A 21,755-nucleotide genomic window follows, 5' to 3' on the forward strand; every position below is an offset into this window, starting at 1 on the left:
CAAGAGGAGGTGGCCGCGAGACAAGCACATCGCTACACCTGGACTGGATCCATCCAGAGCAGTAGAAATCGGCATGCGTCACCTGGCGAATTCCCGGGCAAAAAGCTCGCCGCTACGAGCGGTAAAGCCGTCAGATCGCAGACTCACTCACTGACTCGACTCCATGAGCGCCGCCAGCTACCGTTTCCGAAGATCCGTAAAGCGGAACCCGGGATATGCACATCAGATGTCAGATCCCGCCGGGCAGGTGTGTCCGGGGCGGTCTGTCGCTGGCGTCGGTGGAACCCACCCGTCCGGCCGATCTGGGGTGATGGTCGACGGCGCGGCGTACGTCCGGAATGCGTTCCGGCTCAGACGCCTGCGAGCAGCAGGGTCGCCGCGACGAGCATTCCGGCCTCGACGACCAGCACGAAGATCTGGCTGTTCATCCGCATGACGGTCCTCTTGCCCAGCCACGCTCCGGCGACTATGGCCGGGGTGAGGGCCACGCCGAGCTGGAGCACGTGGAGGGAGAACAGGCTGCCCGCGCCGTAAGCGATCGTCTTGGTCAGATGGATGATCAGGGAGGCCGCGGCCTCGGTTCCGACGTACGCGGCGCCGGTGAGCCCCTTGGCGAGGAAGAACGGGGCCGCGAGCGGTCCTGCCGCCCCGAACAGGGCTGAGCCGAGTCCGGCACCGGCGCCGACGGCGGCGAACGTCTTGTCGGCCGGCGCGCCGGGCGTCGGCCGCAATCGCCGCCAGAGGGCGACGGCGATGAGAAACGCGCCGAGGGCACGCTTGAGCGGTTCCCCCGGCACGTAGGGCAGGAGGAGTCCGCCGGCCAGGGCGAAGGGGATGGCGCCGAGGGCATGCCACTTGATGACCCGCCACCGGACGTCTCGCCGGTTGTACCAGGCGCGGCCCCCGTTACTGACCAGTTGAGTCAGCGTGAGGGTGGGCACGGCCACCTGAAGGCCGAACAGGGCGGTGAAGGCGAGCAGCATCAGCACGCCGCCGCCCATGCCGCCCACGGACGACAGCCAGGCCAGAGCGAAGGCCAGCGCCGAAGCGGTCAGCAACGTGGGGATGAGGCCGGTGGACAGCTCAAGAGCCGACGCGCTCTGACGCGCGATCCCACTGGGCAGATGCTGGACTAACAGCACGACGGTCGGGCACACCAGGAGGCCTTTCCGGCTCCCACGCTCGCGGGAACCACGACCTCCAGGCTTTTGTCCCTTCAGTTGACCGGCGGCCACCGGAGCCGCCGGCGATATCGCTCGGACCAGGCCCGCCCGGCCCGCATGATGCCGGCCGGGCGGCGGAACCCTAGATACTCACCTGACACCGTACTCTCCGGAGAGAGCTCACGAGATGCCCGTCGAGATCTCCTAGCGGAAGTCCTCGACGTGATCGCGTGCCCACTGCGCGAACGTCCGTGGCGGGTTGCCCGTCACGGCCTGAGCCGTGGGCAGCGGGCCCAGGGCACTCGGATCGAAGTCCACGCTGTCGGCCGGATCGGCCGGATTGCCGTCGTAGTCGGTGAAGCCCAGCAGGAAGTCCGCGTTCTCGGCGGCGAATCCGCCGATCTCCAGGTAGATCGCGCGCGCCTGCGCCGGAGTGACCTCCTCGAACCCGACCTCTTCGCCGAGCGCGTCGGCGATGGCTTTCACCTGGTCGCGCAGGCTGATCAGCTCCGGACCGTTGATGTCGTACGCCTTGCCGTGATGCCCCTCCTCCAACAGGGCTCTCAGCGCCACGTCGGCGACATCCCGCTCGTGCACGGGAAACCAGGCCGCGTCCGGGTTCGCGTCCCGCACCAGCCGCTCGGCCCGGATCGACGGCCCCCACAGCGAGAGCTTGTTGGCGGCGAACTCGCCCGGCCGCAGATGCGTCCACTCCAGACCGGACTCCTGAACGGCCTGTTCGACCGGTGGATGGAAGGTCGTGTCGAAACCGCCGCTGACCGCCCCCGACGACAGCACGACGATCCGCTGAACGCCGGCCTGCTCGGCGCGTTCGACGATCTCCTTCGCCGTCGACGGCTCCGGGAAGAGGAACATCCGGTCCACGCCGTCGAACGGCACGCTGTCCGGCTCGGTGAGATCTCCCTGGACGACCTCGGCGGCGGGCAGCCGGGCCCTGGCCGGGTCCCTGGTCAGGGCCCGGACCTGGATCCGAGCCTCGGCCAGGCCGGCTGTCACGTGCCGCCCGACGTTCCCCGTTGCCCCTGTCACCAGCACTCGCATGCGCTTCCTCCATTTCCGTACGTCCTACGGATAAAAGTTACCGTACGATCTACGGAAAAGGGAGGCTTGGTGGAACGCAGCGGTGGCGGAGACCCCCGGGAGACCTTGCGCCTGCTCTGGCGTTCCCCGCAGGCTCGATCGGGCCGCGGCCGGCCACCCAAGGTGTCCCTGGACAAGATCGTGGCTGCGGCCATGGCACTGGCGGACCGGGAAGGGCTGGCCGCCATGACCATGGACCGGCTGGCCGCGTCCCTCGGCGTCGGCACGATGACGCTCTACACCCACGTGCCCGGCAAGGCCGAACTGGTTGACCTGATGGTGGACTCCGCCTGGCGGGAACTCGACCTGACTCGATCCGGCCCCTGGCGCGACCGGATCGAGCACTACGCGAAGCAGAACATGGCCCTGCATGAACGCCACCCGTGGCTGCGCATGGTGTCGACCGTACGGCCGCCCCTCGGTCCCGGGCTGCTCGCCAGGACCGACTTCCTGCTGGCCGCTCTGTCCATGACCGGGCTGTCCGCCGCCGAGGTGTCCGCGGCGAGCGACTCCGTCGTCACGTTCGTCGACGCCGCGACCGCCACCCTTGCCGAACACGCGCATGCCCAGCGGCTCAGCGGCGTGTCCGGCGATGACTGGTGGGCCGCCCGCCAAGAGTTCTGGGAGACCGTCTTCGACCCGGCGCGCTACCCGGCGATCGAACAGACCTGGCACGACGGCGGCTTCGACCGCAGCGCGGCCGAGGCAGCGGTGAGCGCGTTCGGCCTCGGCCTGCGTGCCCTGCTCGACGGAATCGCCGCGATGGCCCGGCGCGATGGATGATCGGCCGCCAGCCTGTCCGGCGCCGGTGGCGCGATTGAGGCAGGCCCGGGTCCGGCGAAGACTCCCGGCCCATCGGTGTTCCCGCAGGTCGTAGTGCTCGACCTTCATGTTCATGTCAAGCCCGTCCAGTGGACCTTACTCGCTTGAGCCCGGCTACACGATCCTTACCGACACCCCAGATGGTGTGGACCCGCTCATGGTCGACTATCGCTTGATCGGCCCCGGATCCTTCTTCGGGTGTGACAGCGCGTCCTCGGGCTTTAACAGAGCTTCAGCACGCGGTGCTGTAGCTCCTCATCCCAGCAGTACTGGCACACCACCTTCTTCGGGTGACGACGGCGAACAAACTTTTCGCAGCCGTCCGCCGCCACGGAACACGTTGCCGGCGAGAAATGCGGCGGCGTGGTGCCGGCGGTAGCGGCGAACCTCGTTGCGCCCCCGGCCGTCGCGGCAGCCGTCATGACGGCAGCGAACATCAAACGCACGATCATGGCTCTCCCTCGGCTCGGGTCGGTCCCGTGTGGGCGAGCCTGCCCAGGTGGACAGCTGGGCAGGCTCGTGGCCGTTGGCTAGGACGGGCAGTTCCTTCTGCCCGAGTCGTAGCCCGCGTTGTAGCCGACGTCGTATGCCTCGGCGTCGGAGTATCGCCCGGTCATGCGGGGCGGGCCGCACTTCCTTCCGGCCTCGAATCCGTCTGTGTAGCCTTCTACGCAGGGTGGCTGCTCGTCCTTGTAGATCTTCTTGCAGACAGGCGGCACGGCCTTCGAGGTCGATGCAGCATGACTGTCGCCGGTGCTTGCGGGCCTGGGAATGACGGCGGCGTTCGAGGCCCCCATCGTCCCGAACACAAGAGTGGCGATCAGCGGGGTGGCGATGAGCAGACGGTCTCCGTACATCCTCCTTCCTCATGAAGGCATCCGGCCCTCGACTGGAAGCTGGGACGCACTCTGGGCGGCCGTTGGCCGATCCTCATGAAGACGAACTAGGAGTATCTACATCCGCCCCCTCACAGATGACGGAGGTGCTCAGGCCGACCTGGCCAGGCTCTCGCAGCCACCAAGCACTGCGCCCGCCGGGGCCGGGACGCGCGTCCCGGCCCCGGCTTCTTCGTTCGTCAGACGGTCCAGTGGGCCGTGGACAGGGCGCGGACGGCGTTCTCGTCCACCTCGACGCCGAGGCCGGGGCCGGTGGGCACCAGGGCCGTGCCGTCCGAGACCTCCACCGTCGGGCCGCCGACGTACGCCGAGTGCACGAACTGGCGGCCGTTGAGGTCGACCGGGGTGTCCACGCCGAACGCCGCGAACAGGTGCAGCGAGGCGGCGAACCCCAGGTCGGTGTCCGTCAGCCCCGAGCCCATGATGCGCAGCCCGGCGTCCTCGGCCAACTGGCACAGCCGGCGCGACAACGTCAGCCCGCCCGACCGCTGCACCTTGGCGATGGCGATGTCGACGGCGTCGAGCTTGACGAACGTGGCCAGGTCGGAGGGGTGGCGCAGGCTCTCGTCGAGCGCGACCGGGAGCGGGCTGTGGTCGCGCAGGCGGCGCAGTCCGGTGACGTCGTTGGCGGGCAGCGGCTGCTCGAACGCCGTGACGTCCAGGTCGGCCAGCCGACGGGCCATGCGCAGCGCGCCGTCCACGGTGTAGGCCTGGTTGGCGTCCACCCACAGCGGGGCGTCGGGGGCCGCCTCCCTGACGGCGGCGACGACGGACACGTCCGTCGCCTCGTCGTGCAGGCCGACCTTGACCTTGAACGCGTGGTAGCCCTCCGCCCGCCCTTCCTCGACCGCCTGCCGCACCTCGCCGGGCGTCTGGCCGGCCACGATCCAGCCGAGCGTGATCCGGTCGCGGCGGCGCTGGCCCCACAGCACGCCGAGGGGCACCCCGAGGGCCCGGCCGAGCAGGTCGTGCAGGGCGATGTCGAGCGCGGACTTGGCGATGGGCGACCCGATCGTCAGCCCGCGGTTGATCACCTTCTCGTAGGCCGCGCAGGCGCCGTCCAGGTCCCAGGCGGGGCGGCCGAGGAGGGCGGGGGCCAGGTAGCCGGCGATCGTCGTCGAGATCGTCTCCACGGTCTCGTACGTCCAGGCGGGCGTCGGCGTGGCCTCGCCCCAGCCGGTCACCCCACCGGCCGTCACCTTGACGAGAACCCGCTCGGCGGGCTTCCCCTCGGTGGTGACGTTTCCGCCTGAAATGCTGAACGAACGGATGGACGGCAATTCCACGACGAATATCTCAATACGCTCGACGACCAGCGATCTCATCATTCTCCAATGAGCAGGAATTCATGCTTACCCGAGCATTTAAGCCTCCCGAATCTAGCACGCCGGATTTGATTTCAGAATCAACGGCAGGAATTCATTCGGCCCTTTCGCCGGGGCCTCCTGGCCGCATCCGGACGTTGACCGGCGGACCGCCCGGGCGCAGGCTTCGGTGGTCCCCACTTCTCCCGTTCACGACGAGGTGATCGTGATGGCCGGAACCCGTCCCGCTCTTCCGGACGCGACCAGCGACAGCTTCCTGGCCGAAGCACTGAACGAGGCCAACGCCTACCGCGCCAAGCACCACGCGCCCCCCATGGAGATGGACGCCAAGCTCGTCGAGTACGCCAAGGAGCGCGCGTCCTCGCGTTCGGAGTACGCGAAGCTGTCGGCCGGCCACGACGGCCTGCGCGACACCACCGGCGAGAACATCTTCTGGGGCATGTCCTCCGGCTCCACGCCGAAGACCGCCGGCGACGCCGTGACCGCCTGGTACAACGAGATCGCCGACTACAACTGGGCGAACCCGCCGGGCGACCCGGCCAAGACCGGCCACTTCAGCCAGCTCGTCTGGAAGGACACCAGGAGGGTCGGCGCGGCCCGCGTCGCCGGCCAGGGCCCCGACGGGTTCGAGACCTACATCGTGTTCGTCTTCGAGAACCCGGGCAACTACGAGGGCGAGTACCCCCAGAACGTCCTGCCCGCCTGACGACGGGCCGGTCAGGGGGCGGCGAGGGCCCCCTGACCACCGGCCGCCTGACCACCAGCGGCCGACCGGCGCAGGACGGTCACGGGTCGGACGGTCACGGGTCGGTGCCCTGGGAGGCGACGTGGTCCTCGTCGAAGATGTCCCCCGCCGAGATCACGATCCGCGGGTCGGGCACGCCGACGACCTCGTCGTCCTTGTCGTCGTAGTCGAAGAGGCTGAGCACGTGGCGCATGGCCTCCAGCCGGGCGCGCTTCTTGTCGTTGCTCTTGATGACGGTCCAGGGCGCCGACTCGGTGTCGGTGTGCAGGAACATGTCCTCCTTGGCCTGGGTGTAGTCGTCCCATCTGCGGAGGGAGGCCAGGTCCATCGGCGACAGCTTCCACTGCCGCACCGGGTCCACCTGGCGGATGATGAACCGGGTGCGCTGCTCGGCCCGCGAGACCGAGAACCAGAGTTTGACCAGGTGCAGCCCCGAGTCCACCAGCAGGTCCTCCAGGCGGGGCACCTGCTCCATGAACTCCAGGTACTCGTGCACGTCGCAGAAGCCCATGACCCGCTCGACGCCCGCCCGGTTGTACCAGGAGCGGTCGAACAGCACGATCTCCCCGTTGGCCGGCAGGTGGGCGATGTAGCGCTGGAAGTACCACTGGCCGCGCTCGCGCTCGCTCGGCTTCTCCAGCGCGACCACCGTGGCGCCGCGCGGGTTGAGGTGCTCCATGAAGCGCTTGATCGTGCCGCCCTTGCCGGCCGCGTCGCGCCCCTCGAACAGCACCACCAGCCGGCGGCCGGTGGCCTTGATCCAGTACTGCAGCTTGAGCAGCTCGATCTGCAGCAGCCGCTTGTCCCGCTCGTAGATCTCCCTGGACAGGCGCTCGTCGTAGGGGTAGTGCTGCCGCCAGGTGTCCACCGGCCGCCCGTCGGCCCGCATCAGCACCGGATCGTCGTCGTCGCCGTCGTCCACCCACAACCCGGGAGTGGTGTCGAGCAGTTCGCTGTGCTCCGCGGCCGCCAGGGGGGCGAGGACCACGGGCTGCTCGTCGCCTGGACCGGTCATGCGGCCCGCGACCGGATGTTCGCGTTCATGGCGTCCTCTCTTCACCGGATGCGCCCGGCTAATCGTGCCGGCGGGCACTGTTCCGGGAAATCCCGCGGGCCGTTCAGCTCGTTGCTCCCAGGCGGCCGCGTACCTGGGCGAGCAGGTCGTGCGGCAGGGGGGCGTAGCCGTACAGGGCCAGGTAGGACTGGCCGGCGTCGCCGGCGGCGTAGCCGAGGAAGGCGCGCGCCAGCGGCTCCGCCCGGCCCGCGCAGATGATCTCGTACGTGACCTGCACGATCGGGTAGGCGCCCGGGACCGGCCGCCTGTGGTCGAACGTCAGCACCAGCCCGCGCTCGCCGCTCTCGACCGTGGCGCCCTGCAGGGCCTTGCTGGCGTTCTCCGGCGACAGCGCGACGAACTCCCCGGCGGCGTTGCGCACGTCCGCGGTGCTCAGGCGGGCGCTGCTCGCGAAGCCGTACTCGACGTAGCCGATGGAGTCGCCGGTGTGCTGGAGCACCTGGGTCATGCCGCTGGAGCTGGTCACGCCCTGGCCGGCGCCGGTCCACGTCCTGGACGGCTGGTGCGGCCAGCCGCCGGTCGCCCGCAGGAACTCGGTGAGGTTCTGGGTGGTGCCGGACTGGCCGGAGCGGTGGAAGACGTGGATGCGGGTGCCCGGAAGGGGTTGGCCGGGGTTGTCGGCGGCGATCTCGCGGGCGTTCCACCTGGTGAGGCGCCCGGTGAAGATGCCGGTCAGGGTCGCCGGGGACAGCCGCAGGCCGGGCACGGAGGCCAGGTTGTAGGCCACCGCGACCGGGGCGACGACCATCGGCAGGTGCTCGGCCCGGCCGCCGCAGCGCCGGTCGGCCCGCGCCTGCTCCTCCGGGGTCATCGGCACGTCCGAGCCGGCGAACGCGCTGCGGCCCGCGATGAAGTCCTCGATGCCGCGGTCGGAGCCGTTGGCCTCGTAGACGACGCGCAGTTCGGGGTGGACGCGCTGGAACTCGCCGGTCCAGGCGTCCATGGCGCCCTTCTGCGCGGTCGAGCCCGAGCCGTGCAGCCACGCGACCACCGGCTCGGGAGCGGCGCCGTCCTCGCTGCTCATGCTCAGGAACACGGCCCCGGCCGCGGCGGCGGCCCCGCCGGCCAGAACGAGCAGGGTGACCAGGACCGACTTGGCCGTCCATGTCAGCCTTGCCATTGCACAAGGCTATGAACCGGACGCGTCCGGACCCGTCATCCCAGGGTCAAGCCCTCGGACCAGAAGGGTTACCTTGTCGCCAAGCCGCCCGGCGTCCCGTCGGCCGCGGCGGCCAGGAGGCGGGCCAGCTCGACCGGCCGGGTGAACATGGGCCAGTGCCCGGAGTCGAGGTCGACGAGGTCGAGGTGCTTGACCCGGGCCAGCTCAGGGGCCTCCCCGCCGTCGATCCACTCCCGTGCCTGCGCGGGGCTGAACTCGGGGCACACGACGACGGCCGGCACCTCGAACCGCCGCTCGTCCGTCAGCCGCACCACGCCCTTGGCCACCCCCTCGGGGACGGGGACCGCGGCGGCGGCGAACCTCTCCTTGGCCTCCTCGTCGAGGTCGGCCGAGTCCGGCCCCTCGAACGGCTCCCATCCGGGGAACGGCACTACGCCGTCCACAGCCTCGAAGAGGTCGGCGTAGGCATCGCCGTCGGCGGCGGGGAAACCGCCGATGAAGGCGACCTTGCCCACCTTGTCCGGCCGCGCGTCGGCGGCCAGCCAGGCCAGCGTGCAGGCCGCGGAATGGCCGGCCACCAAGGGGGTTCCGTCCGCCGCGTCCACGGCGGCGAGCACCGCCGCCACCTGGTCGGCGAGCGTGGCGGCGGCGTTCCCGTCCCCCTGGCCGGGGAGGGCGACCGGCACGGGACGGTGGCCGAGCGCCTCGATCGCGGGCGTCACCTCGTCCCAGGCGGACGCGTCGAGCCAGAGGCCGCCGATGAGCAGGATGTCCATGTCAGTCTTCTTTCTTCAGTGCGTTCAGGTCGCGTTCCGCGTAGAGCCGGTGTTCCCATTCCTCGTGCAGGACGATGTGCAGGCACTCCTTGAGGGGGAAGCCGGCCAGCCGCGGCCAGCCGGGCTCGTCGCGGGTGACGTGTGAGGCGAGCAACTCGGGCGTGAGCGAGGCGACGACCCGGCCGACCATCGCCCGGCGGTCCCGGCGGACGGCGAGCACCTCCGCCAGCGGCGGCCGGGCGAGGTGCCGCAGCGTCTGGACGAAGGACCATTCGCCGTCGACGCCGCGGTGCAGCGCCGCCTCGGGGAACGTCGCGGCGCGGGCGAGGGTGCGCGCCCACAGGCGGTCCAGGATGGCCCACGCCTCGCCGAACCCCCCGGGGTCGTCGGGGCGCATCCGGGCGCGTTCGGGCATGCGGCGGTTCAGCTCGGCCTCGACGAGGGGGGCGATGTCCACGCCGTTCACCACGACGTTCCGCAGCTCACCGCTGATCTCGACGTCGACGAGCTCGGCGCCGCGCACCCGCACGCCGGACAGGTCGGCCGCGCGCACGCGGACGTCGCGCACGCGCAGCCGGGTGAACGTGGCCCGCCGCACGCTCACGTCTTCGACGTGCGGGTCTTCCCGGGAGTCGGTCATGACGCCACACGGTAGGCGGTATTCCGGACGTTCTACTTCCGATACCTGCCGGAAGCGCTCTAATCTGCTCGGGTGCCGACCGAACTCAGCCCCACCGCGCGGGCCCTGCGCGCCATGGAGGTCCTCCGGCAGCGTCCCGGCGTGACGGCCGGGGAGCTGGCCGCGGCCCTGGGCGTGACCGAGCGCGCCGCCCGCCGGTACGTCGGGATCCTGCGGGAGGCGGGCATCCCCGTCGAGTCGGCCAGAGGCCCCTACGGCGGCTACCGGCTCGGCCGCGGCACCAGGCTGCCGCCGGTCGCCTTCACCGAGCCCGAGGCACTGGCCCTGGTCATGGCGGTGTTCGACGGCCAGCCGGCCGCCACCGACCCCGACGACCTGGTGGGCACCGCCCTGTCCAAGGTCATCCGGGCCCTGCCGGAAGGCGTCGGACGGCAGGCCGCCGCGCTGCGCGAGCACGCCTCCGCCGCGCCCGACCGGTACGCGGCCCGTCCCGGCGTCGCCGTGACCAGCGCGCTGGTCGCCGCGTCCGCGGCCCGGCGGCGCGTCCGCATCGCCTACCGGAGCGGATCGGGCACGGAGTGGGAGGCCGAGGTCGATCCCTGGGCGGTCGTCGTCCGGTACGGGCGCTGGTACCTGCTGTGCCACTCCCACCGCGCCGGCGCGATCCGCACCTACCGGGTCGACCGCGTCCGGGCCGTCCACGAGACCGTCCACGGCTTCCGGCCGCCCGACGGGCTGGACCCGGTGGCGGCGCTGGAGGAGAACCTGGGCGCCGGATGGGCGTACGCGGCCCGCGTGGTCTTCGGCGCGCCCCTGGCCGAGGTGGCGCCCTGGGTGCACCCGCCCATGGGACGGCTCGAACCGCATGACGAGGGCTGCGTGCTGGTCGGCAGCACGGGCAACCCGGCCATGTACGCCCAGGAGTGGCTGCCGGCCGTGCCGTTCCCCTTCCGCGTCGAGGGCGGGCCGGAACTGCGCGCGGCGGTCGCGCGCCTGGCCGCCCGCCTGGCCGCCGCGCTGCCCGGCTAGGCCGCCGCCCGCCCGGCCGTGCGGTGCCGGCGGACGCGCGCGCCGAGGATCAGGGCGGCCAGCACGGACGCCGCCGCCGAGGCCAGCAGGATCGCGCCCTTGGCCTGCGTCAGGTGGGCCGGCCCGGTGTAGGAGAGCTCGGCGATCAGCAGCGAGACGGTGAAGCCGATGCCGCCCAGCACGCCCACGCCGGCGATGTCGCTCCAGCCCAGCCGCGGGTTGAGATGGGCGCTGGTGAGGCGCGCGGTGAGCCAGGCGGCGCCGACGATGCCGAGCGGCTTGCCGGCCAGCAGCCCGGCCAGCACGCCCCAGGTCACGGTCCCCGTCCAGAAGCCGCCCGCCCCCGACAGGGAGATCCCGGCCGACAGCAGCGCGAACACCGGCAGCACCACCCCGGCGCAGAACGGCCGCAACGCGTGCTCGGCGCGCTGCGAGGGCGGCTCCTGCTCGCCGGCGCGCGGGCTGGTGCGCATCAGCAGGCCCATCGCGACGCCGGCGATGGTGGCGTGCACCCCGCAGGCGTGCACCAGCGCCCAGATCAGCACGGCGAGCGGCCCGTACAGCAGCCACGCGGGCAGCGCGCGGCGCACGGCGGTGACCGCGCGGCCCCGCCCGTGCTGTAGGTACGCCCACACGCACAGCGCGGCGGCGGCCCCCGCGAGGGCGGCGAGGTTCAGCCCCGAGGTGTAGCCGACGGCGATCACGACGACCGCGCACACGTCGTCCACGGTCGCCAGCGTCAGCAGGAACGTGCGCAGCGGGGCGGGCAGGCCGCGGCCCACGACGGCCAGGACGGCGAGTGCGAAGGCGATGTCGGTGGCCATCGGCACGCCCCAGCCGCGGGCCGCCTCGCCCGGCGCGGCGGCGTTCACCGCCAGGAACAGCAGCGCCGGGACCACCACGCCGCCGAGCGCGGCCACCACGGGCAACGCGGCGCGGCGCGGGTCGCGCAGCTCGCCGTGCACGAGCTCCTGCTTGAGCTCGTTGCCGACGATGAAGAAGAACACCGCCAGCAGCCCGTCGGCGGCCCACGCCTGCGCGCTCAGGCGCAGGCCCAGCCACTGCGGGCCGAAGGACCACGTGCGCAGGGCCTCGTAGGAGCCGGCGAGGGACGAGTTGGCCCAGGCCAGCGCGGTCAGGGCGGCGACGATGAGCAGGACGCCGCCGACCGCGTCGGAGCGCAGGGCAGTGATGATCCGCGAGGAGGCAGACATGAAGGGAGAACTCCAGGACGGTACGGAAACGATCGGGCCGCCCCATGCGCGGCCCGGGCCTCATGGCGACCCGCGCACCCGGATCACGTCCGGGTGCGGGCGCTCAGCGGACCTGCGGCGGGCGGATGCCCGCGATCACGCCCCACGTGCTGACGTAGCCGTTCGTGCCGACCGGACGGAACTCCAGCGAGCGCAGCGGGCGGGCGTGCCGCTCGCGCGCGAGGTGGAGGCAGGAGCGGAAGTGGAGGCAGAAGCGGAATTCGCGCACCTTGCCTCCCTTTTGTCCAATCGTGTCCCCCTCCTACCCTACAAGTTCCCGCCGCCCCTTGAATCCGGTACCCGGGTACGGGGTTACCGTCGGGACATGACCGCAGACCTGCCCCTCTCCCCCGCCTGGACGCCGTCGGCCTGCACGCTGCCCACCGCCGAACGGCCGCTGCGGGTGGCCGAGTTCGACGAGCTGTTCGCGCGCTCGGTGCGCTCGGTGCGCCGCCCCGCGCCCGACCGGCTGGAACTCGACCTCGCCCCCGACGGCCCCGGCGCCGACGCTTCCGGCGTGGCCGCCCGTGCCGCCGGGCTGGCCGCCCGGGAGAACGCCTGCTGCTCCTTCTTCACCTTCACCCTCACCGTCGGGGGCGGCGGCCTGACGCTGGCGGCGACCGTCCCCCCGCGGCACACCGGCGTCCTGGACGCCCTCCAGGCCAGGGCCGGGGGACGGCCCGCGTGAGCCCCGAGGAGCCGTACCTGCGCAGCGGGCAGGTGGCCGCACGGGCCGGGGTCAACCTGCAGACCCTGCGGTACTACGAGCGCCGCGGCCTGATCGCCGAGCCGCGGCGCAGCCCGGGCGGGCACCGTGCGTACCCGCCGGGGACCGTCGCGCTGCTCACCGTGATCAAGGCCGCCCAGCGGCTCGGCTTCACCCTGGACGAGATCGCCGCGCTGATCGGCGCCGGCCGCCGCGGTCACCCCACGGCCGGCCTGCGCGCCCACGCCCAGGCCAAGATCGACGAGATCGACGCGAGGATCGCCGACCTGGCCACCGTCCGGGAGTCGCTGACGCGGGTGGTCGCCGCCGGCTGCGACAGCCTGACCGGCTGCACCGGCCCCGGCTGCCCCCTGCCCGCCGCCGCCCGCGCGGATGCGATGTACTGACCGTCATGACGATCATCCGCTCACTGCTGCTGTTCGCCCTGGCCGCGCTCGCCGAGATCGGCGGCGCGTGGCTGATCTGGCAGGGCGTGCGCGAGCAGCGCGGGCTGCTGTGGATCGGCGGCGGCGTCGTCGCCCTCGGCCTGTACGGCTTCGTCGCCACCCTCCAGCCGGACGCCAACTTCGGCCGCATCCTGGCCGCCTACGGCGGCGTCTTCGTCGCCGGGTCCCTGGTGTGGGGCATGGTCGCCGACGGTTTCCGCCCCGACCGCTGGGACGTCATCGGCGCGCTGATCTGCCTCGTCGGCGTCCTGGTCATCATGTACGCCCCCCGCGCCTGACCCCGGCACCGGGGCGCGCGTCCGCCATGACGCGGCGCATGTCGGCGACGGCCCGCAGCGTCCCGCGCAGGGTGCCGGTCACCTTCGAGCGGCCCGCGCGGGGCAGGTAGTCCACGTCCGTCTCGCCGATCCGCCAACCGGCCGCCGCGGCGCGCAGCACCGTCTCCAGCGGGTAGCCGAAGCGGCGGTCGGCCGTCCCGAGCGACAGCAGCGGCACGCGGGCGGCCGCCCGCATCGGCCCGAGGTCGCGCAGCGCCACCCCGGTGCGCCGGCGCAGGCGCCGGGCCAGGACGGCGTTGCCCAGCCGGGCGTGCCCGGGCCAGACGCCGGCGCCGCACGGCCGCCGGCGTCCGAGCACGAGGTCCAGCTCCCCGTCGAGGACGGGCCCGGCCACCCGGGGCAGCTGGGCGGGATCGAGCGAGGCGTCGGCGTCCATGAAGCAGACCAGGTCGGCGGAGGAGGCGAGCAGCCCGGCGTGGCAGGCGGCCCCGAACCCGCGCACGGGCTCGGCGACCACCCGCGCCCCGAGCTCGCGGGCGACCCGCGCCGAGCCGTCGGTGGAGCCGTTGTCGACGACGATCGGGCGGTAGCCGGCGGGCATGCGGCCGAGCACCCAGGCGAGCGCGGCCTCCTCGTTCAGGCAGGGCAGGATCACGTCGATCGTCATGACCGGGCGAACTCCGCCATCCCGGACTCGAACCCGATCGCGGCGCGGAAGCCGAGCTCGGCCTCCGCCCGCCGGGGCGAGGCGACGATGTGCCGGACGTCGCCCAGCCGGTAGCCGCCGGTCACCCGCGGGCCGGGGCCGCCGCACCCGGCGGCGAGCACGCGGGCCATCTCGCCCACGGTGCGCGGCGCGCCCGAGGCGATGTTCCAGGCTCGCAGCCCGCCGGGCGGCAAGGACGCGGTCAGGGCCGCCAGGTTCGCCCTGGCCACGTCCCGCACGTGGACGAAGTCGCGGAGCTGGCGGCCGTCCTCGAACACCGCCGGCGCCCGGCCGGCCCGCAGCGCCGAGCGGAAGATCGCGGCGACCCCGGCGTACGGGGTGTCGCGCGGCATGCGGGGCCCGTAGACGTTGTGGTACCGCAGGGCCGCGACGGTCCCGCCGGTCTCCCTGGCCCAGGTGGCGGCCAGGTGTTCCTGGGCGAGTTTGCTGGTGGCGTAGGCGTTGCGCGGATCGGGCGTGGCGTCCTCCTCGATCGGCGCCCAGCGCAGGGGGTCGCCGCAGCGCGGGCAGGGCGGCTCGAACCGGCCGCCGTCCAGGTCGTCCGCGGTCCGCGGGCCGGGCCGGACGTCGCCGTGCGCGGCGCACGCGTAACGTCCCTCGCCGTAGACCACCATCGAGGAGGCCAGCACCAGCCGGGTGATCCCGTGCCTGGCCATGGCGGCCAGCAGCACGGCGGTGCCGAAGACGTTGACGCAGGCGTAGGCGGGCAGGTCGGAGACGTCCACGCCCAGGCCCACCTTGGCCGCCTGGTGCACGACGGCCTCGACGCCGGGCAGCAGCGCGTCCAGGGCCGTGGCGTCGCGCACGTCCGCGCCGGTCCGCGTGTCGAGGCCGACGACGTCGTGACCCGCCGCCTCCAGGGCCTCGGCGACGTGGCCGCCGATGAAACCGGCCGAGCCGGTGACCATCACTCTCACGCCGCCGACGGTAACCGCCGGGCCGGGCGGACCGAAGCCGCGTTCGCGGTTCGTAAGGGTTCTTACGAACGACGAACGTGAACCGCCGCGGCGGCCCCGGACCGGCCTCCGGATGCGAGGCTGCCGCCGTGAACCGGAACACGACGGCGGCCGCCGGGACGCTCGCCGCCCTGGCGGCCGTGGTGCTGCGGCTGGTGACGGGCCCGCCCCACCTGGGCTGGTACCTGGCGGCCTGGGCGCTGTTCGCGGCCGCGCTGTGGCAGACCGCCCGGCTGCCGGAGCGGCGGACGGCCGTCCTGGTCCTGGCCGGCGGGATCACGCTCGCCGCGACCGGCCTGGCCGCCCCGCCGAGCAGCAGCACCGACTCCTTCCGGTACGCCTGGGACGGCCGCGTGCAGGCCGCCGGCATCTCGCCCTACGACCACCCGCCGGCCGACCCGGCGCTCGTCCGGCTGCGCGACGACTGGCTCTTCCCGGCCGCCTGCGACGCCCCGTCCCTGTGGCCCCTGCCCGGCGGCGGCTGCACCCGGATCAACCGCCCCACCGAGCCGACGATCTATCCGCCGGTCGCGCAGGGCTACTTCCTGCTGGTCCACTGGTTGTCGCCGGACGGGGTGCGGCACAAGGCGCTCCAGCTCGGCGGCTTCGCGGCGGCCGTGGCCGTGCTGGCGATCCTGTGCCGGGCGGCGGGGGCCCGGCGGGCGGCGTACTGGGCGTGGTGCCCGGCCGTGCCGGTGGAGGCGGTGAACAACGCGCACGTGGACATGCTGGGCGTGCTGCTGGTGGTGCTGGCCTTCACCGCCGTGCGGGGGCGCGGCGCGCTGCTCGGCGCGGCCGTGGCGGCCAAGCTGCTGCCCGTGACCGCGCTGCCCGGCGCGCTGTCCGGGGTGCTGTCCGGGGTGCTGTCCGGGGGCCCCGGTGGAGGCGCTGGCGGAGGTGTGGCCTGGCGGCGGGTGCTCGGCGTCGTCGGGCCCGCCGGGCTCGTGATCGCGCTGTCCTACCTGCCGTACGTGCTGGCCTCGGGCGCCTCGGTGGCGGGCTACCTGCCGGGTTACCTCAAGGAGGAGCGCTACGACGGGCCCGGCGGCGGGAACCGTTATGCCGTCCTGCGGCTGTTCGTGCCGGACGGGTGGGCGCCCTGGGCCGCGGTCGCGCTGCTCGTCCTGATCGTCCTGGCCGTCCTGCGGTACGGCGACGCCGACCGGCCCTGGCGCGGCGCGCTGCTGGTCAGCGGCTCCCTCCTGCTGCTGTTCACCCCCGGCTACTCCTGGTACGCGCTGCTCGTCGTCGCCCTGGCCGCGCTGGACGGACGGTGGGAGTGGCTGGGCGTCGCCCTGGCCGGCGCGGTCGCCTACACCGCCGGCCCGGCGGCCCCGGGCACCCCCGGCACCCCCGCGTACGCCGTGGCCGCCCTCGTCGTGCTGGCCGGCTGGGCCGTACGGCGGTCCCGCGGCGATCACCTGCTGTCATCGGCACGGAAGGACTGAGGAAGCTGAGCCGTCCCACGTTCGAGCACCTGCCGCAGATCGTGCTCATCGCCAAGGAGCCCGTGGCCGGGCGCGTCAAGACCCGGCTGACACCCCCGTACAGTCCGGCCGAGGCCGCCGCGCTGGCCGAGGCCGCGCTCCGCGACAGCCTGCGCGCCGTCGCCGCGACCCCGGCCGCCCAGCGGGTCCTCGCGCTGGACGGCCTGCCGGGCCGCTGGCTGCCCGCCGGTTTCGTGGTGATCCCGCAACGCGGCGCCGGCCTGGACGAGCGCCTCGCGGCGGCCTTCGCCGACGCCCACCGGCTGCGGCCCGGGCCCGTCGTGCTCATCGGCATGGACACCCCGCAGGTCACGCCCGAGCTGCTGCGCGAGGCCGGGGAGGCGCTGGCCGACCACGACGCGGTGCACGGCCCGGCGGCCGACGGCGGCTTCTGGCTGCTGGGGCTCCGGCGGCCGGACCCGGCGCTGCTGCTCGGGGTGCCCATGTCGCACCCGGAGACCGGCAAGGTCCAGCTCGACCGGCTGGTCCGCGCCGGGCTGACCGTCCACCACCTGCCCGAGCTGATCGACGTCGACACCGCCACCGCCGCGACCGAGGTGGCCCGCCAGGCCCCCACCTCCTGCTTCGCCACCACCCTCAGAACGCTGCACCGGTGATCGGGGAGATTTACGCGGCCGCGCTCGCGGGTGAGCGCGCCGAGATCGAGTACCTGGACGGCACCCGCGCCGAGCTGGCGGCCGCGCGCTGGTCGGCGCCGATCGACGGCGACGAGGAGATCCTGAGCCGCTGCCGCAGCCCCACGCTGGACATCGGCTCCGGCCCCGGCCGGCTCACGGCGGCGCTGACCCGGCGCGGCGTCGCCTCGCTCGGCATCGACGTCACGCCACACGCCGTCGCCCTGACCCGCCGGGCGGGCGGGTTCGCCCTCCTGCGGGACGTCTTCGACGACGTTCCGGGCACCGGCCAGTGGGCGACGGCGTTGCTCGCCGACGGCAACATCGGCATCGGCGGCGACCCCGCGGCTCTGCTACGGCGGGTCCGGCAGCTCGTACGGCCGGGCGGCATCGTCCTGGCCGAGCTCGCGCCGCCGTGGACGCGCAGCCGGGTCGACCGGGTACGGCTGCGCGTGGGCGTGCGCGCCGGGGACTGGTTCGGCTGGGCGACCGTCTCGGCGGCCGACATCGCGCGCCTGGCCGCGAGCGCCGGATTCACGGCCGCCCACTGCCGGCCGACGCACGGCCGCTGGCTGGCCCACCTGCACTGACCTCCAGCCCCCACCGCCCACGTCCCGGCCGGCACCGGCGTGCGGCCACACCCCGCCGCCCACAACACGGCTGGGCTGGCGCTCAGCCAGGCCCGCCGCCCAGGACGCGCCTGGATCAGCGTCCGGTCGGGACGCCGGTCGGGACGGCCGGTCGGCGTCGCTCAGTCGTCGTCGCCGTCGGCGTCGCTGCCGGTCTTGCCGTGGTCGTCGGCGTCGTCGTCGCTCTTGGCGGTCTGGTCGTTGTTCTGGTCGGTCTTCTGGGCGTCCGTGCTGTCGTCCGAGCGGTCGTCGGCCTGGTCGTCAGTGTGGTCGTCCGCCTCGTTGTCCGCCTCGTCGTCGGTCTCGTCGTCGGTCTCGTCGTCGGTCTCGTCGGCGAGGACGGTGCCCTTGGCGGCGTCCACGGTGATCTCGCGCTCGGTGCCGTCGGCGGCGTCGATGTCGATCTCCCAGACCTGGCCGGCGTCCTCGTTCTCCAGTTCGGCCGAGGTGACCTTGCCGCCCGGCACCTTCTCCAGCGCCGTCTTCTCGGCCTGCTCCCGGGAGACCGCCGGAGCGGGCGCGGACGTGGCGGCAGAGGTGGGGGTGGAGGCGGTGGCGAAGGCGGTGCCGACGCCGGCGGCGAGCACGCCGGCCGTGGCCAGTCCAGCGATGATCATGGGCTTACGCATGCGGAATCACTCCGTCGTTCGGTCGTCGTCCTGACGCCTCCCAGAGTGGCCGCCGGGACGATAGCGACGAACTGCGGGAACCCTAACGTCCGGTTAAGACGTCGAACGGCCCCCGCACCCCCGACGGACCTACTCGTAACGGGCGCGGCGGGCGATCTTGTCGAACCCGAGACCGCCGAAGAGCGCGGCCGAGGCCGGGTTGTTGACGTTGACGTCCAGGAAGACCTGGCCGGCGCCGCCCTCGCGCATCCGGCCGAGCGCCGCGACGGCGAGCGCCCGCGCCAGCCCGCGCCGCCGCCACCCGGGCACGGCCCCGACCTGGATCAGGAACTCCTCCGCGCACGTCACGAAGCCGACGGCGACGTCGCCCTCGAACGCCACCAGCGAGCACCCCGGCAGGAACTCGTCATCGACCAGCCAGTCCGCCCACTGCTCCCGCGTCCACCCGGGAAAGCCCGGACGGTCCGCGAAGGACGCCGAGTACGCCTGGTGGAAGGCCCCTTCGGTGAGTGGGGACCACTCCTCGACCGTCACCCGCGCCGGCATCGGGACGTCCGGCAGCGGCCGGGTCAGGTCGCGCCGGAAGACGTCCTCGGCGAACGCCTGGCGGAAGCCGCGCGCCAGGAAGAGCTCGTGCGCCTGCGGGGTCAGCGACTCGGTCTCCAGCCGCACCTTCCCGGGCTCGGCGGCCAGCCGGTCGAGCAGGCCGGACCCCAGCCCCCGTCCGCGATGATCGGGGTCGACCAGTCCGGTCGCCGCCGACGTCTCGCCCACCGGCCGCACGGCCCCGCAGGCCACCAGCCGCCCCTCCGTGAGCGCGCCCACCGCGGCGCCCGTGACGTACCGGCGTTCCAGGAAGGAGGGCGACGCGGTGGCCGGGAGCCCGCCGTCGCGCGCCGCGCACCTGCCGGCCAGCTCGGCGATCGCCGGCAGGTCCGTGGCGGACAGCGCGGCCCATTCGATGGTCACCGTGGTCTCCTTCGCGCGGGGATGATCAAGTATGTCACCACGCGGGGCCGGGCCGGACGAGAGCCCGGTCAGCCGCTTCGGGGGACGCAGTCGAGGACGACGTTGCCGAGCGGCGTGTGACGCACCCCGGCCACGTCGAGCCCGGCCGCGTCGGCGAGCGTGGTGTAGTCGGCGACGGTGCGCTCCCGGCCGCCGCTGATCACGAGCATGCGCAGGTCCATCTCGGCGAACATGGCCGGGTCGTCGCCGGCGCCGCCCCGGGACTCGATCACGACGACCCGTCCGTCCGGCCCGGCCGCGTCGGCGCAGCGCCGCAGGACGCGCTCGGCGTCGGCGTCGTCCCAGTCGTGGATCACGCGCCTGAGCACGTAGACGTCGCCGTCCGGGGGCAGCGGCTCGAAGAAGCTCTGGCCGGCGAACGCGCACCGCCCGTCCAGCCCGAGCCCGGTCAGGTACCGCCGGCCCCGCTCCAGCGTGTCCGGCAGGTCGACGAGCGTGGCCCGCAGCCCCGGGTGGGCGCTCAGCATCTCGGCGATCAGCGCGCCGGTGCCGCCGCCGACGTCGACCACGTGCCGTACGCCGGACCAGTCGTACCCCTCGGCCGCGTCGGTGAGGTCGTCGGCGCCGGCGGCCATCAGGGCGTCGAAGGACTCGCCGACCTGCTGATGGGCGGCGAGATGGTGCCAGATCGGGGCGCCGTGGACGTTCTCCCACGCGGGCCGCCCGGTGCGGACGGTGTGCAGCAGGCCGGTGAACGCGACGTCCATCTGCCCACCGAAGCCGTCGAGGTCGAGCCGGTCGCGCATCATGGAGGGGTGGCCGGCGGCCAGCAGCGCGGCGGGCTCGTTGACCGCGAACACGCCGGGCTCCCGTTCGGCGTAGACGCCGTGGCAGGAGAGGTGGCGCAGCAGCCGGCCCAGGGCGTCGGCGTCGGCGCCCGAACGGCGGGCCAGCTCCTCGACGGGCAGCTCGTCGCCGCCCATCAGATCGGTCAGGCGCAGGGTGGCCGCGACGCGCACGGCCATCGGGGTGACCATGTCCGTGACGGGGGCCAGCACCTCCCACGCCGCCTGCCACGCCGTCGGGTGGACGGTCTCGTCGCCGGTGCCTGTCACGGCCGCAACCCCCTTCTCCCAAAGGATCAAGGCTCGCCCGCAACCTACCACGCGATCCCGACCCCGTCCGGTCCCGCGCGAAAAGCCCAGGAGGTCCCGCGCAAACCCCGGCCGGTCCCATGCGGAAACCCCAGCCGGTCCCGCGCGCAACCCCGGCGCGGGGCGGCCTCCGGGGGTGCGTCAGCCCAGGAGCCTGGAGAACAGGGTCCCGAGACCGAGGCCGCTCAGGAGCGACCTCGGCCGGTCCTGCTCGGTGGTCGCCGCCGACAGGGGCACGTCGGCAGCGGGGCAGGCCGCAGAGGGCCGGCCGGTCAGGACGTCCAGCGTCCTTCTGACGCCGAGCGCGTCGAGCAGCGACACCCGGGACGACGAGCTCGTGACCGACATGCCGTCGTCGCCGGCGCGGATGGTCGCGGTGCCGTCGGTGACGCACGTCTCGGGCCGGTTGACCAGCGCTTCGAGTACCGCCGTGGCTCCCGCGGCGTCCAGCAGGGACGCCGGCTCCGCCTCGGCCGACGAGCCGTCGTCCGGCAGCCCGGTCTCCGCCCAGCCGGTCCCCGACGCCCCGATGCCTGACACGCCGGTGGCCGACGTACCAATGTCCGACGCGCCGGTGGCAGACGTGCCGGTGGCAGACGTGCCGGTGTCCGGCGTGTCGGCGGCCGGGGAGGTGGTGGCCGGGGCGCAGTCCAGGGCTGCGGCGACGAGCGGTTCCAGGATCCGCCGGGCAAGCGTGTCACCGCCCGCCGCGGCCAGCCGGGCCTCCTCCGTGCCGCCGTCCGGCCTGCCCACCCCGATCTCCCGCTCGACGTCGAGCAGGAAGGCGTCGAGCACGCCGGGGAACTCGGCGGCCTCGGCGAACGACGCGTCAGCCGAACGCGGGAGCGCCCCGGGCCGGTCCGCCGGGCGGACGAGCCCCTGCAGGAACGTCCGCACGGCCGAGGTGTCGAGCAGCGCGCCCGCCGCGACCGAGGGCCCGCCGGTGATCTCCAGCCGGGCGGCGACGCACGGAGCGGTGGCCCTGCTGCCGTCCTCGGCCGCCGCCGGGCCCGCCGCCGTCAGCAGCCCCGTTGCGGCCAGGCCGAGGACGGCGATCGTTCTCTTGCACATGGGTGTCTCCCTGCGACGTTACGTGATCATCCGCAGCGATCATTACCCATTGCAGTGGATCAACTACTCTATGAATGTTTCTAGCCCTCTTTACCCGCCGAA

Annotated in this window: 26 protein-coding genes; 9 read left to right on the forward strand and 17 right to left on the reverse strand. The window is 73.4% G+C overall.

What is annotated here, in order from left to right; all coding sequences use genetic code 11:
• Positions 1–350 precede the first annotated feature (350 nt).
• Both AB0C33_RS28775 and AB0C33_RS28780 read right to left on the reverse strand, forming a co-directional pair.
• Positions 351–1,157 carry a sulfite exporter TauE/SafE family protein gene (locus AB0C33_RS28775; protein ID WP_358293407.1) on the reverse strand — a complete coding sequence of 269 codons (807 nt, stop codon included), beginning with the start codon at positions 1,155–1,157 and terminating at the stop codon, positions 351–353.
• A 210-nt stretch (positions 1,158–1,367) separates the two neighbouring features.
• A complete protein-coding gene (locus tag AB0C33_RS28780; RefSeq protein WP_358293408.1) occupies positions 1,368–2,225 on the reverse strand; it encodes an NAD(P)H-binding protein in 858 nt (285 codons plus the stop codon).
• Positions 2,226–2,294: 69 nt separating this feature from the next.
• Between AB0C33_RS28780 and AB0C33_RS28785 the strand changes: the two genes are divergently transcribed.
• The gene (locus tag AB0C33_RS28785; RefSeq protein WP_358293410.1) at positions 2,295–3,047 is read left to right on the forward strand and encodes a TetR/AcrR family transcriptional regulator; all 753 of its coding nucleotides are present in this window, start codon (positions 2,295–2,297) and stop codon (positions 3,045–3,047) included.
• A gap of 260 nt (positions 3,048–3,307) precedes the next feature.
• Here the strand turns inward: AB0C33_RS28785 and AB0C33_RS28790 are convergent, their stop codons facing one another.
• The 3 genes from AB0C33_RS28790 to AB0C33_RS28800 form a co-directional block, all read right to left on the reverse strand.
• Positions 3,308–3,538 carry a hypothetical protein gene (locus AB0C33_RS28790; RefSeq protein ID WP_358293412.1) on the reverse strand — a complete coding sequence of 77 codons (231 nt, stop codon included), beginning with the start codon at positions 3,536–3,538 and terminating at the stop codon, positions 3,308–3,310.
• 78 nt (positions 3,539–3,616) lie between these two features.
• Entirely contained in the window at positions 3,617–3,943 is a 327-nt protein-coding gene (locus AB0C33_RS28795) for a hypothetical protein (protein WP_358293414.1), read from the reverse strand.
• Between the two features lie 218 nt (positions 3,944–4,161).
• Complete coding sequence (locus AB0C33_RS28800; protein ID WP_358293415.1) at positions 4,162–5,268, reverse strand: dipeptide epimerase; 1,107 nt, start codon at positions 5,266–5,268, stop codon at positions 4,162–4,164.
• Between the two features lie 247 nt (positions 5,269–5,515).
• Between AB0C33_RS28800 and AB0C33_RS28805 the strand changes: the two genes are divergently transcribed.
• The gene (locus AB0C33_RS28805; protein ID WP_358293417.1) at positions 5,516–6,013 is read left to right on the forward strand and encodes a CAP family protein; all 498 of its coding nucleotides are present in this window, start codon (positions 5,516–5,518) and stop codon (positions 6,011–6,013) included.
• A gap of 94 nt (positions 6,014–6,107) precedes the next feature.
• On the opposite strand, the gene ppk2 is transcribed toward AB0C33_RS28805, so the two are convergent.
• The 4 genes from ppk2 to AB0C33_RS28825 all read right to left on the reverse strand — a co-directional run bounded on the left by ppk2 (position 6,108) and on the right by AB0C33_RS28825 (position 9,663).
• Positions 6,108–7,067, reverse strand: a complete 960-nt coding sequence (gene ppk2 / locus AB0C33_RS28810) for a polyphosphate kinase 2 (RefSeq protein ID WP_358293419.1) — start codon at positions 7,065–7,067, stop codon at positions 6,108–6,110.
• Between the two features lie 103 nt (positions 7,068–7,170).
• Positions 7,171–8,247, reverse strand: coding sequence for a phosphate ABC transporter substrate-binding protein PstS (gene pstS, locus AB0C33_RS28815; RefSeq protein ID WP_358293421.1), 1,077 nt, complete (start codon positions 8,245–8,247; stop codon positions 7,171–7,173).
• Between the two features lie 68 nt (positions 8,248–8,315).
• A complete protein-coding gene (locus AB0C33_RS28820) occupies positions 8,316–9,023 on the reverse strand; it encodes an alpha/beta hydrolase (RefSeq protein WP_358293423.1) in 708 nt (235 codons plus the stop codon).
• A gap of 1 nt (position 9,024) precedes the next feature.
• Complete coding sequence (locus AB0C33_RS28825) at positions 9,025–9,663, reverse strand: DinB family protein (RefSeq protein WP_358293425.1); 639 nt, start codon at positions 9,661–9,663, stop codon at positions 9,025–9,027.
• A gap of 72 nt (positions 9,664–9,735) precedes the next feature.
• Between AB0C33_RS28825 and AB0C33_RS28830 the strand changes: the two genes are divergently transcribed.
• A complete protein-coding gene (locus AB0C33_RS28830) occupies positions 9,736–10,692 on the forward strand; it encodes a WYL domain-containing protein (RefSeq protein WP_358293426.1) in 957 nt (318 codons plus the stop codon).
• Here the strand turns inward: AB0C33_RS28830 and nhaA are convergent.
• Together nhaA and AB0C33_RS28840 are read right to left on the reverse strand one after the other, a co-directional pair.
• Positions 10,689–11,906: a Na+/H+ antiporter NhaA gene (nhaA, locus tag AB0C33_RS28835; RefSeq protein WP_358293428.1), complete on the reverse strand. Its 1,218-nt coding sequence runs from the start codon at positions 11,904–11,906 to the stop codon at positions 10,689–10,691. The genes AB0C33_RS28830 and nhaA overlap by 4 nt on opposite strands.
• 103 nt (positions 11,907–12,009) lie before the next feature.
• On the reverse strand, positions 12,010–12,174 hold the full coding sequence (locus AB0C33_RS28840) for a hypothetical protein (protein WP_358293430.1): 165 nt from the start codon (positions 12,172–12,174) through the stop codon (positions 12,010–12,012).
• A gap of 96 nt (positions 12,175–12,270) precedes the next feature.
• Between AB0C33_RS28840 and AB0C33_RS28845 the strand changes: the two genes are divergently transcribed.
• From AB0C33_RS28845 to AB0C33_RS28855, 3 genes are read left to right on the forward strand one after another with little or no spacing between them, the layout of a single operon-like run.
• A complete protein-coding gene (locus AB0C33_RS28845; protein WP_358293432.1) occupies positions 12,271–12,633 on the forward strand; it encodes a hypothetical protein in 363 nt (120 codons plus the stop codon).
• Positions 12,630–13,058, forward strand: a complete 429-nt coding sequence (locus AB0C33_RS28850; protein WP_358293434.1) for a MerR family transcriptional regulator — start codon at positions 12,630–12,632, stop codon at positions 13,056–13,058. Before AB0C33_RS28845 ends, AB0C33_RS28850 begins: the two co-directional genes overlap by 4 nt.
• Before the next feature lie 5 nt (positions 13,059–13,063).
• Positions 13,064–13,396, forward strand: a complete 333-nt coding sequence (locus tag AB0C33_RS28855; protein ID WP_358293436.1) for a YnfA family protein — start codon at positions 13,064–13,066, stop codon at positions 13,394–13,396.
• Here the strand turns inward: AB0C33_RS28855 and AB0C33_RS28860 are convergent.
• Together AB0C33_RS28860 and AB0C33_RS28865 are read right to left on the reverse strand one after the other, a co-directional pair.
• Positions 13,374–14,063: a glycosyltransferase family 2 protein gene (locus AB0C33_RS28860; RefSeq protein WP_358293438.1), complete on the reverse strand. Its 690-nt coding sequence runs from the start codon at positions 14,061–14,063 to the stop codon at positions 13,374–13,376. The genes AB0C33_RS28855 and AB0C33_RS28860 overlap by 23 nt on opposite strands.
• On the reverse strand, positions 14,060–15,040 hold the full coding sequence (locus AB0C33_RS28865) for an NAD-dependent epimerase/dehydratase family protein (RefSeq protein WP_358293440.1): 981 nt from the start codon (positions 15,038–15,040) through the stop codon (positions 14,060–14,062). Before AB0C33_RS28865 ends, AB0C33_RS28860 begins: the two co-directional genes overlap by 4 nt.
• 128 nt (positions 15,041–15,168) lie before the next feature.
• Between AB0C33_RS28865 and AB0C33_RS28870 the strand changes: the two genes are divergently transcribed.
• Genes AB0C33_RS28870 through AB0C33_RS28880 form a run of 3 tightly spaced genes read left to right on the forward strand, consistent with a single transcriptional unit; the run spans position 15,169 to position 17,791 of the window.
• Positions 15,169–16,527 (forward strand): glycosyltransferase 87 family protein, encoded by a 1,359-nt coding sequence (locus tag AB0C33_RS28870; protein ID WP_358293441.1) that lies wholly within the window; start codon positions 15,169–15,171, stop codon positions 16,525–16,527.
• 41 nt (positions 16,528–16,568) lie between these two features.
• Positions 16,569–17,183, forward strand: coding sequence for a TIGR04282 family arsenosugar biosynthesis glycosyltransferase (locus AB0C33_RS28875; RefSeq protein WP_358293443.1), 615 nt, complete (start codon positions 16,569–16,571; stop codon positions 17,181–17,183).
• Positions 17,180–17,791, forward strand: a complete 612-nt coding sequence (locus tag AB0C33_RS28880) for a methyltransferase domain-containing protein (protein ID WP_358293444.1) — start codon at positions 17,180–17,182, stop codon at positions 17,789–17,791. Before AB0C33_RS28875 ends, AB0C33_RS28880 begins: the two co-directional genes overlap by 4 nt.
• Before the next feature lie 161 nt (positions 17,792–17,952).
• Here AB0C33_RS28880 and AB0C33_RS28885 read toward each other — a convergent pair whose 3' ends face one another.
• The 4 genes from AB0C33_RS28885 to AB0C33_RS28900 all read right to left on the reverse strand — a co-directional run bounded on the left by AB0C33_RS28885 (position 17,953) and on the right by AB0C33_RS28900 (position 21,653).
• On the reverse strand, positions 17,953–18,459 hold the full coding sequence (locus AB0C33_RS28885; protein ID WP_358293446.1) for a PepSY domain-containing protein: 507 nt from the start codon (positions 18,457–18,459) through the stop codon (positions 17,953–17,955).
• 129 nt (positions 18,460–18,588) lie between these two features.
• Positions 18,589–19,428, reverse strand: coding sequence for a GNAT family N-acetyltransferase (locus AB0C33_RS28890; RefSeq protein ID WP_358293447.1), 840 nt, complete (start codon positions 19,426–19,428; stop codon positions 18,589–18,591).
• Positions 19,429–19,496: 68 nt separating this feature from the next.
• Entirely contained in the window at positions 19,497–20,543 is a 1,047-nt protein-coding gene (locus AB0C33_RS28895) for a methyltransferase (RefSeq protein WP_358293449.1), read from the reverse strand.
• A 180-nt stretch (positions 20,544–20,723) separates the two neighbouring features.
• Positions 20,724–21,653, reverse strand: a complete 930-nt coding sequence (locus AB0C33_RS28900; RefSeq protein ID WP_358293451.1) for a hypothetical protein — start codon at positions 21,651–21,653, stop codon at positions 20,724–20,726.
• Between the last annotated feature and the right edge of the window lie 102 nt (positions 21,654–21,755).

It is taken from the genome of Nonomuraea sp. NPDC048881 (genome assembly GCF_040649795.1).
Taxonomy (GTDB): Bacteria; Actinomycetota; Actinomycetes; order Streptosporangiales; family Streptosporangiaceae; genus Nonomuraea.

What these genes read in the sequence shown, in the direction of transcription:
- AB0C33_RS28820 (WP_358293423.1), bottom strand. Translation starts at nt 9,023, where the DNA reads ATGGACATCCTGCTCATCGGCGGCCTCTGGCTCGACGCGTCCGCCTGG.
- AB0C33_RS28845 (WP_358293432.1), top strand. Translation starts at nt 12,271, where the DNA reads ATGACCGCAGACCTGCCCCTCTCCCCCGCCTGGACGCCGTCGGCCTGC.
- pstS (WP_358293421.1), bottom strand. Translation starts at nt 8,247, where the DNA reads ATGGCAAGGCTGACATGGACGGCCAAGTCGGTCCTGGTCACCCTGCTC.
- AB0C33_RS28885 (WP_358293446.1), bottom strand. Translation starts at nt 18,459, where the DNA reads ATGCGTAAGCCCATGATCATCGCTGGACTGGCCACGGCCGGCGTGCTC.
- AB0C33_RS28805 (WP_358293417.1), top strand. Translation starts at nt 5,516, where the DNA reads ATGGCCGGAACCCGTCCCGCTCTTCCGGACGCGACCAGCGACAGCTTC.
- nhaA (WP_358293428.1), bottom strand. Translation starts at nt 11,906, where the DNA reads ATGTCTGCCTCCTCGCGGATCATCACTGCCCTGCGCTCCGACGCGGTC.
- AB0C33_RS28855 (WP_358293436.1), top strand. Translation starts at nt 13,064, where the DNA reads ATGACGATCATCCGCTCACTGCTGCTGTTCGCCCTGGCCGCGCTCGCC.
- AB0C33_RS28780 (WP_358293408.1), bottom strand. Translation starts at nt 2,225, where the DNA reads ATGCGAGTGCTGGTGACAGGGGCAACGGGGAACGTCGGGCGGCACGTG.
- AB0C33_RS28795 (WP_358293414.1), bottom strand. Translation starts at nt 3,943, where the DNA reads ATGTACGGAGACCGTCTGCTCATCGCCACCCCGCTGATCGCCACTCTT.
- AB0C33_RS28900 (WP_358293451.1), bottom strand. Translation starts at nt 21,653, where the DNA reads ATGTGCAAGAGAACGATCGCCGTCCTCGGCCTGGCCGCAACGGGGCTG.
- AB0C33_RS28825 (WP_358293425.1), bottom strand. Translation starts at nt 9,663, where the DNA reads ATGACCGACTCCCGGGAAGACCCGCACGTCGAAGACGTGAGCGTGCGG.
- AB0C33_RS28790 (WP_358293412.1), bottom strand. Translation starts at nt 3,538, where the DNA reads ATGATCGTGCGTTTGATGTTCGCTGCCGTCATGACGGCTGCCGCGACG.
- ppk2 (WP_358293419.1), bottom strand. Translation starts at nt 7,067, where the DNA reads ATGACCGGTCCAGGCGACGAGCAGCCCGTGGTCCTCGCCCCCCTGGCG.
- AB0C33_RS28860 (WP_358293438.1), bottom strand. Translation starts at nt 14,063, where the DNA reads ATGACGATCGACGTGATCCTGCCCTGCCTGAACGAGGAGGCCGCGCTC.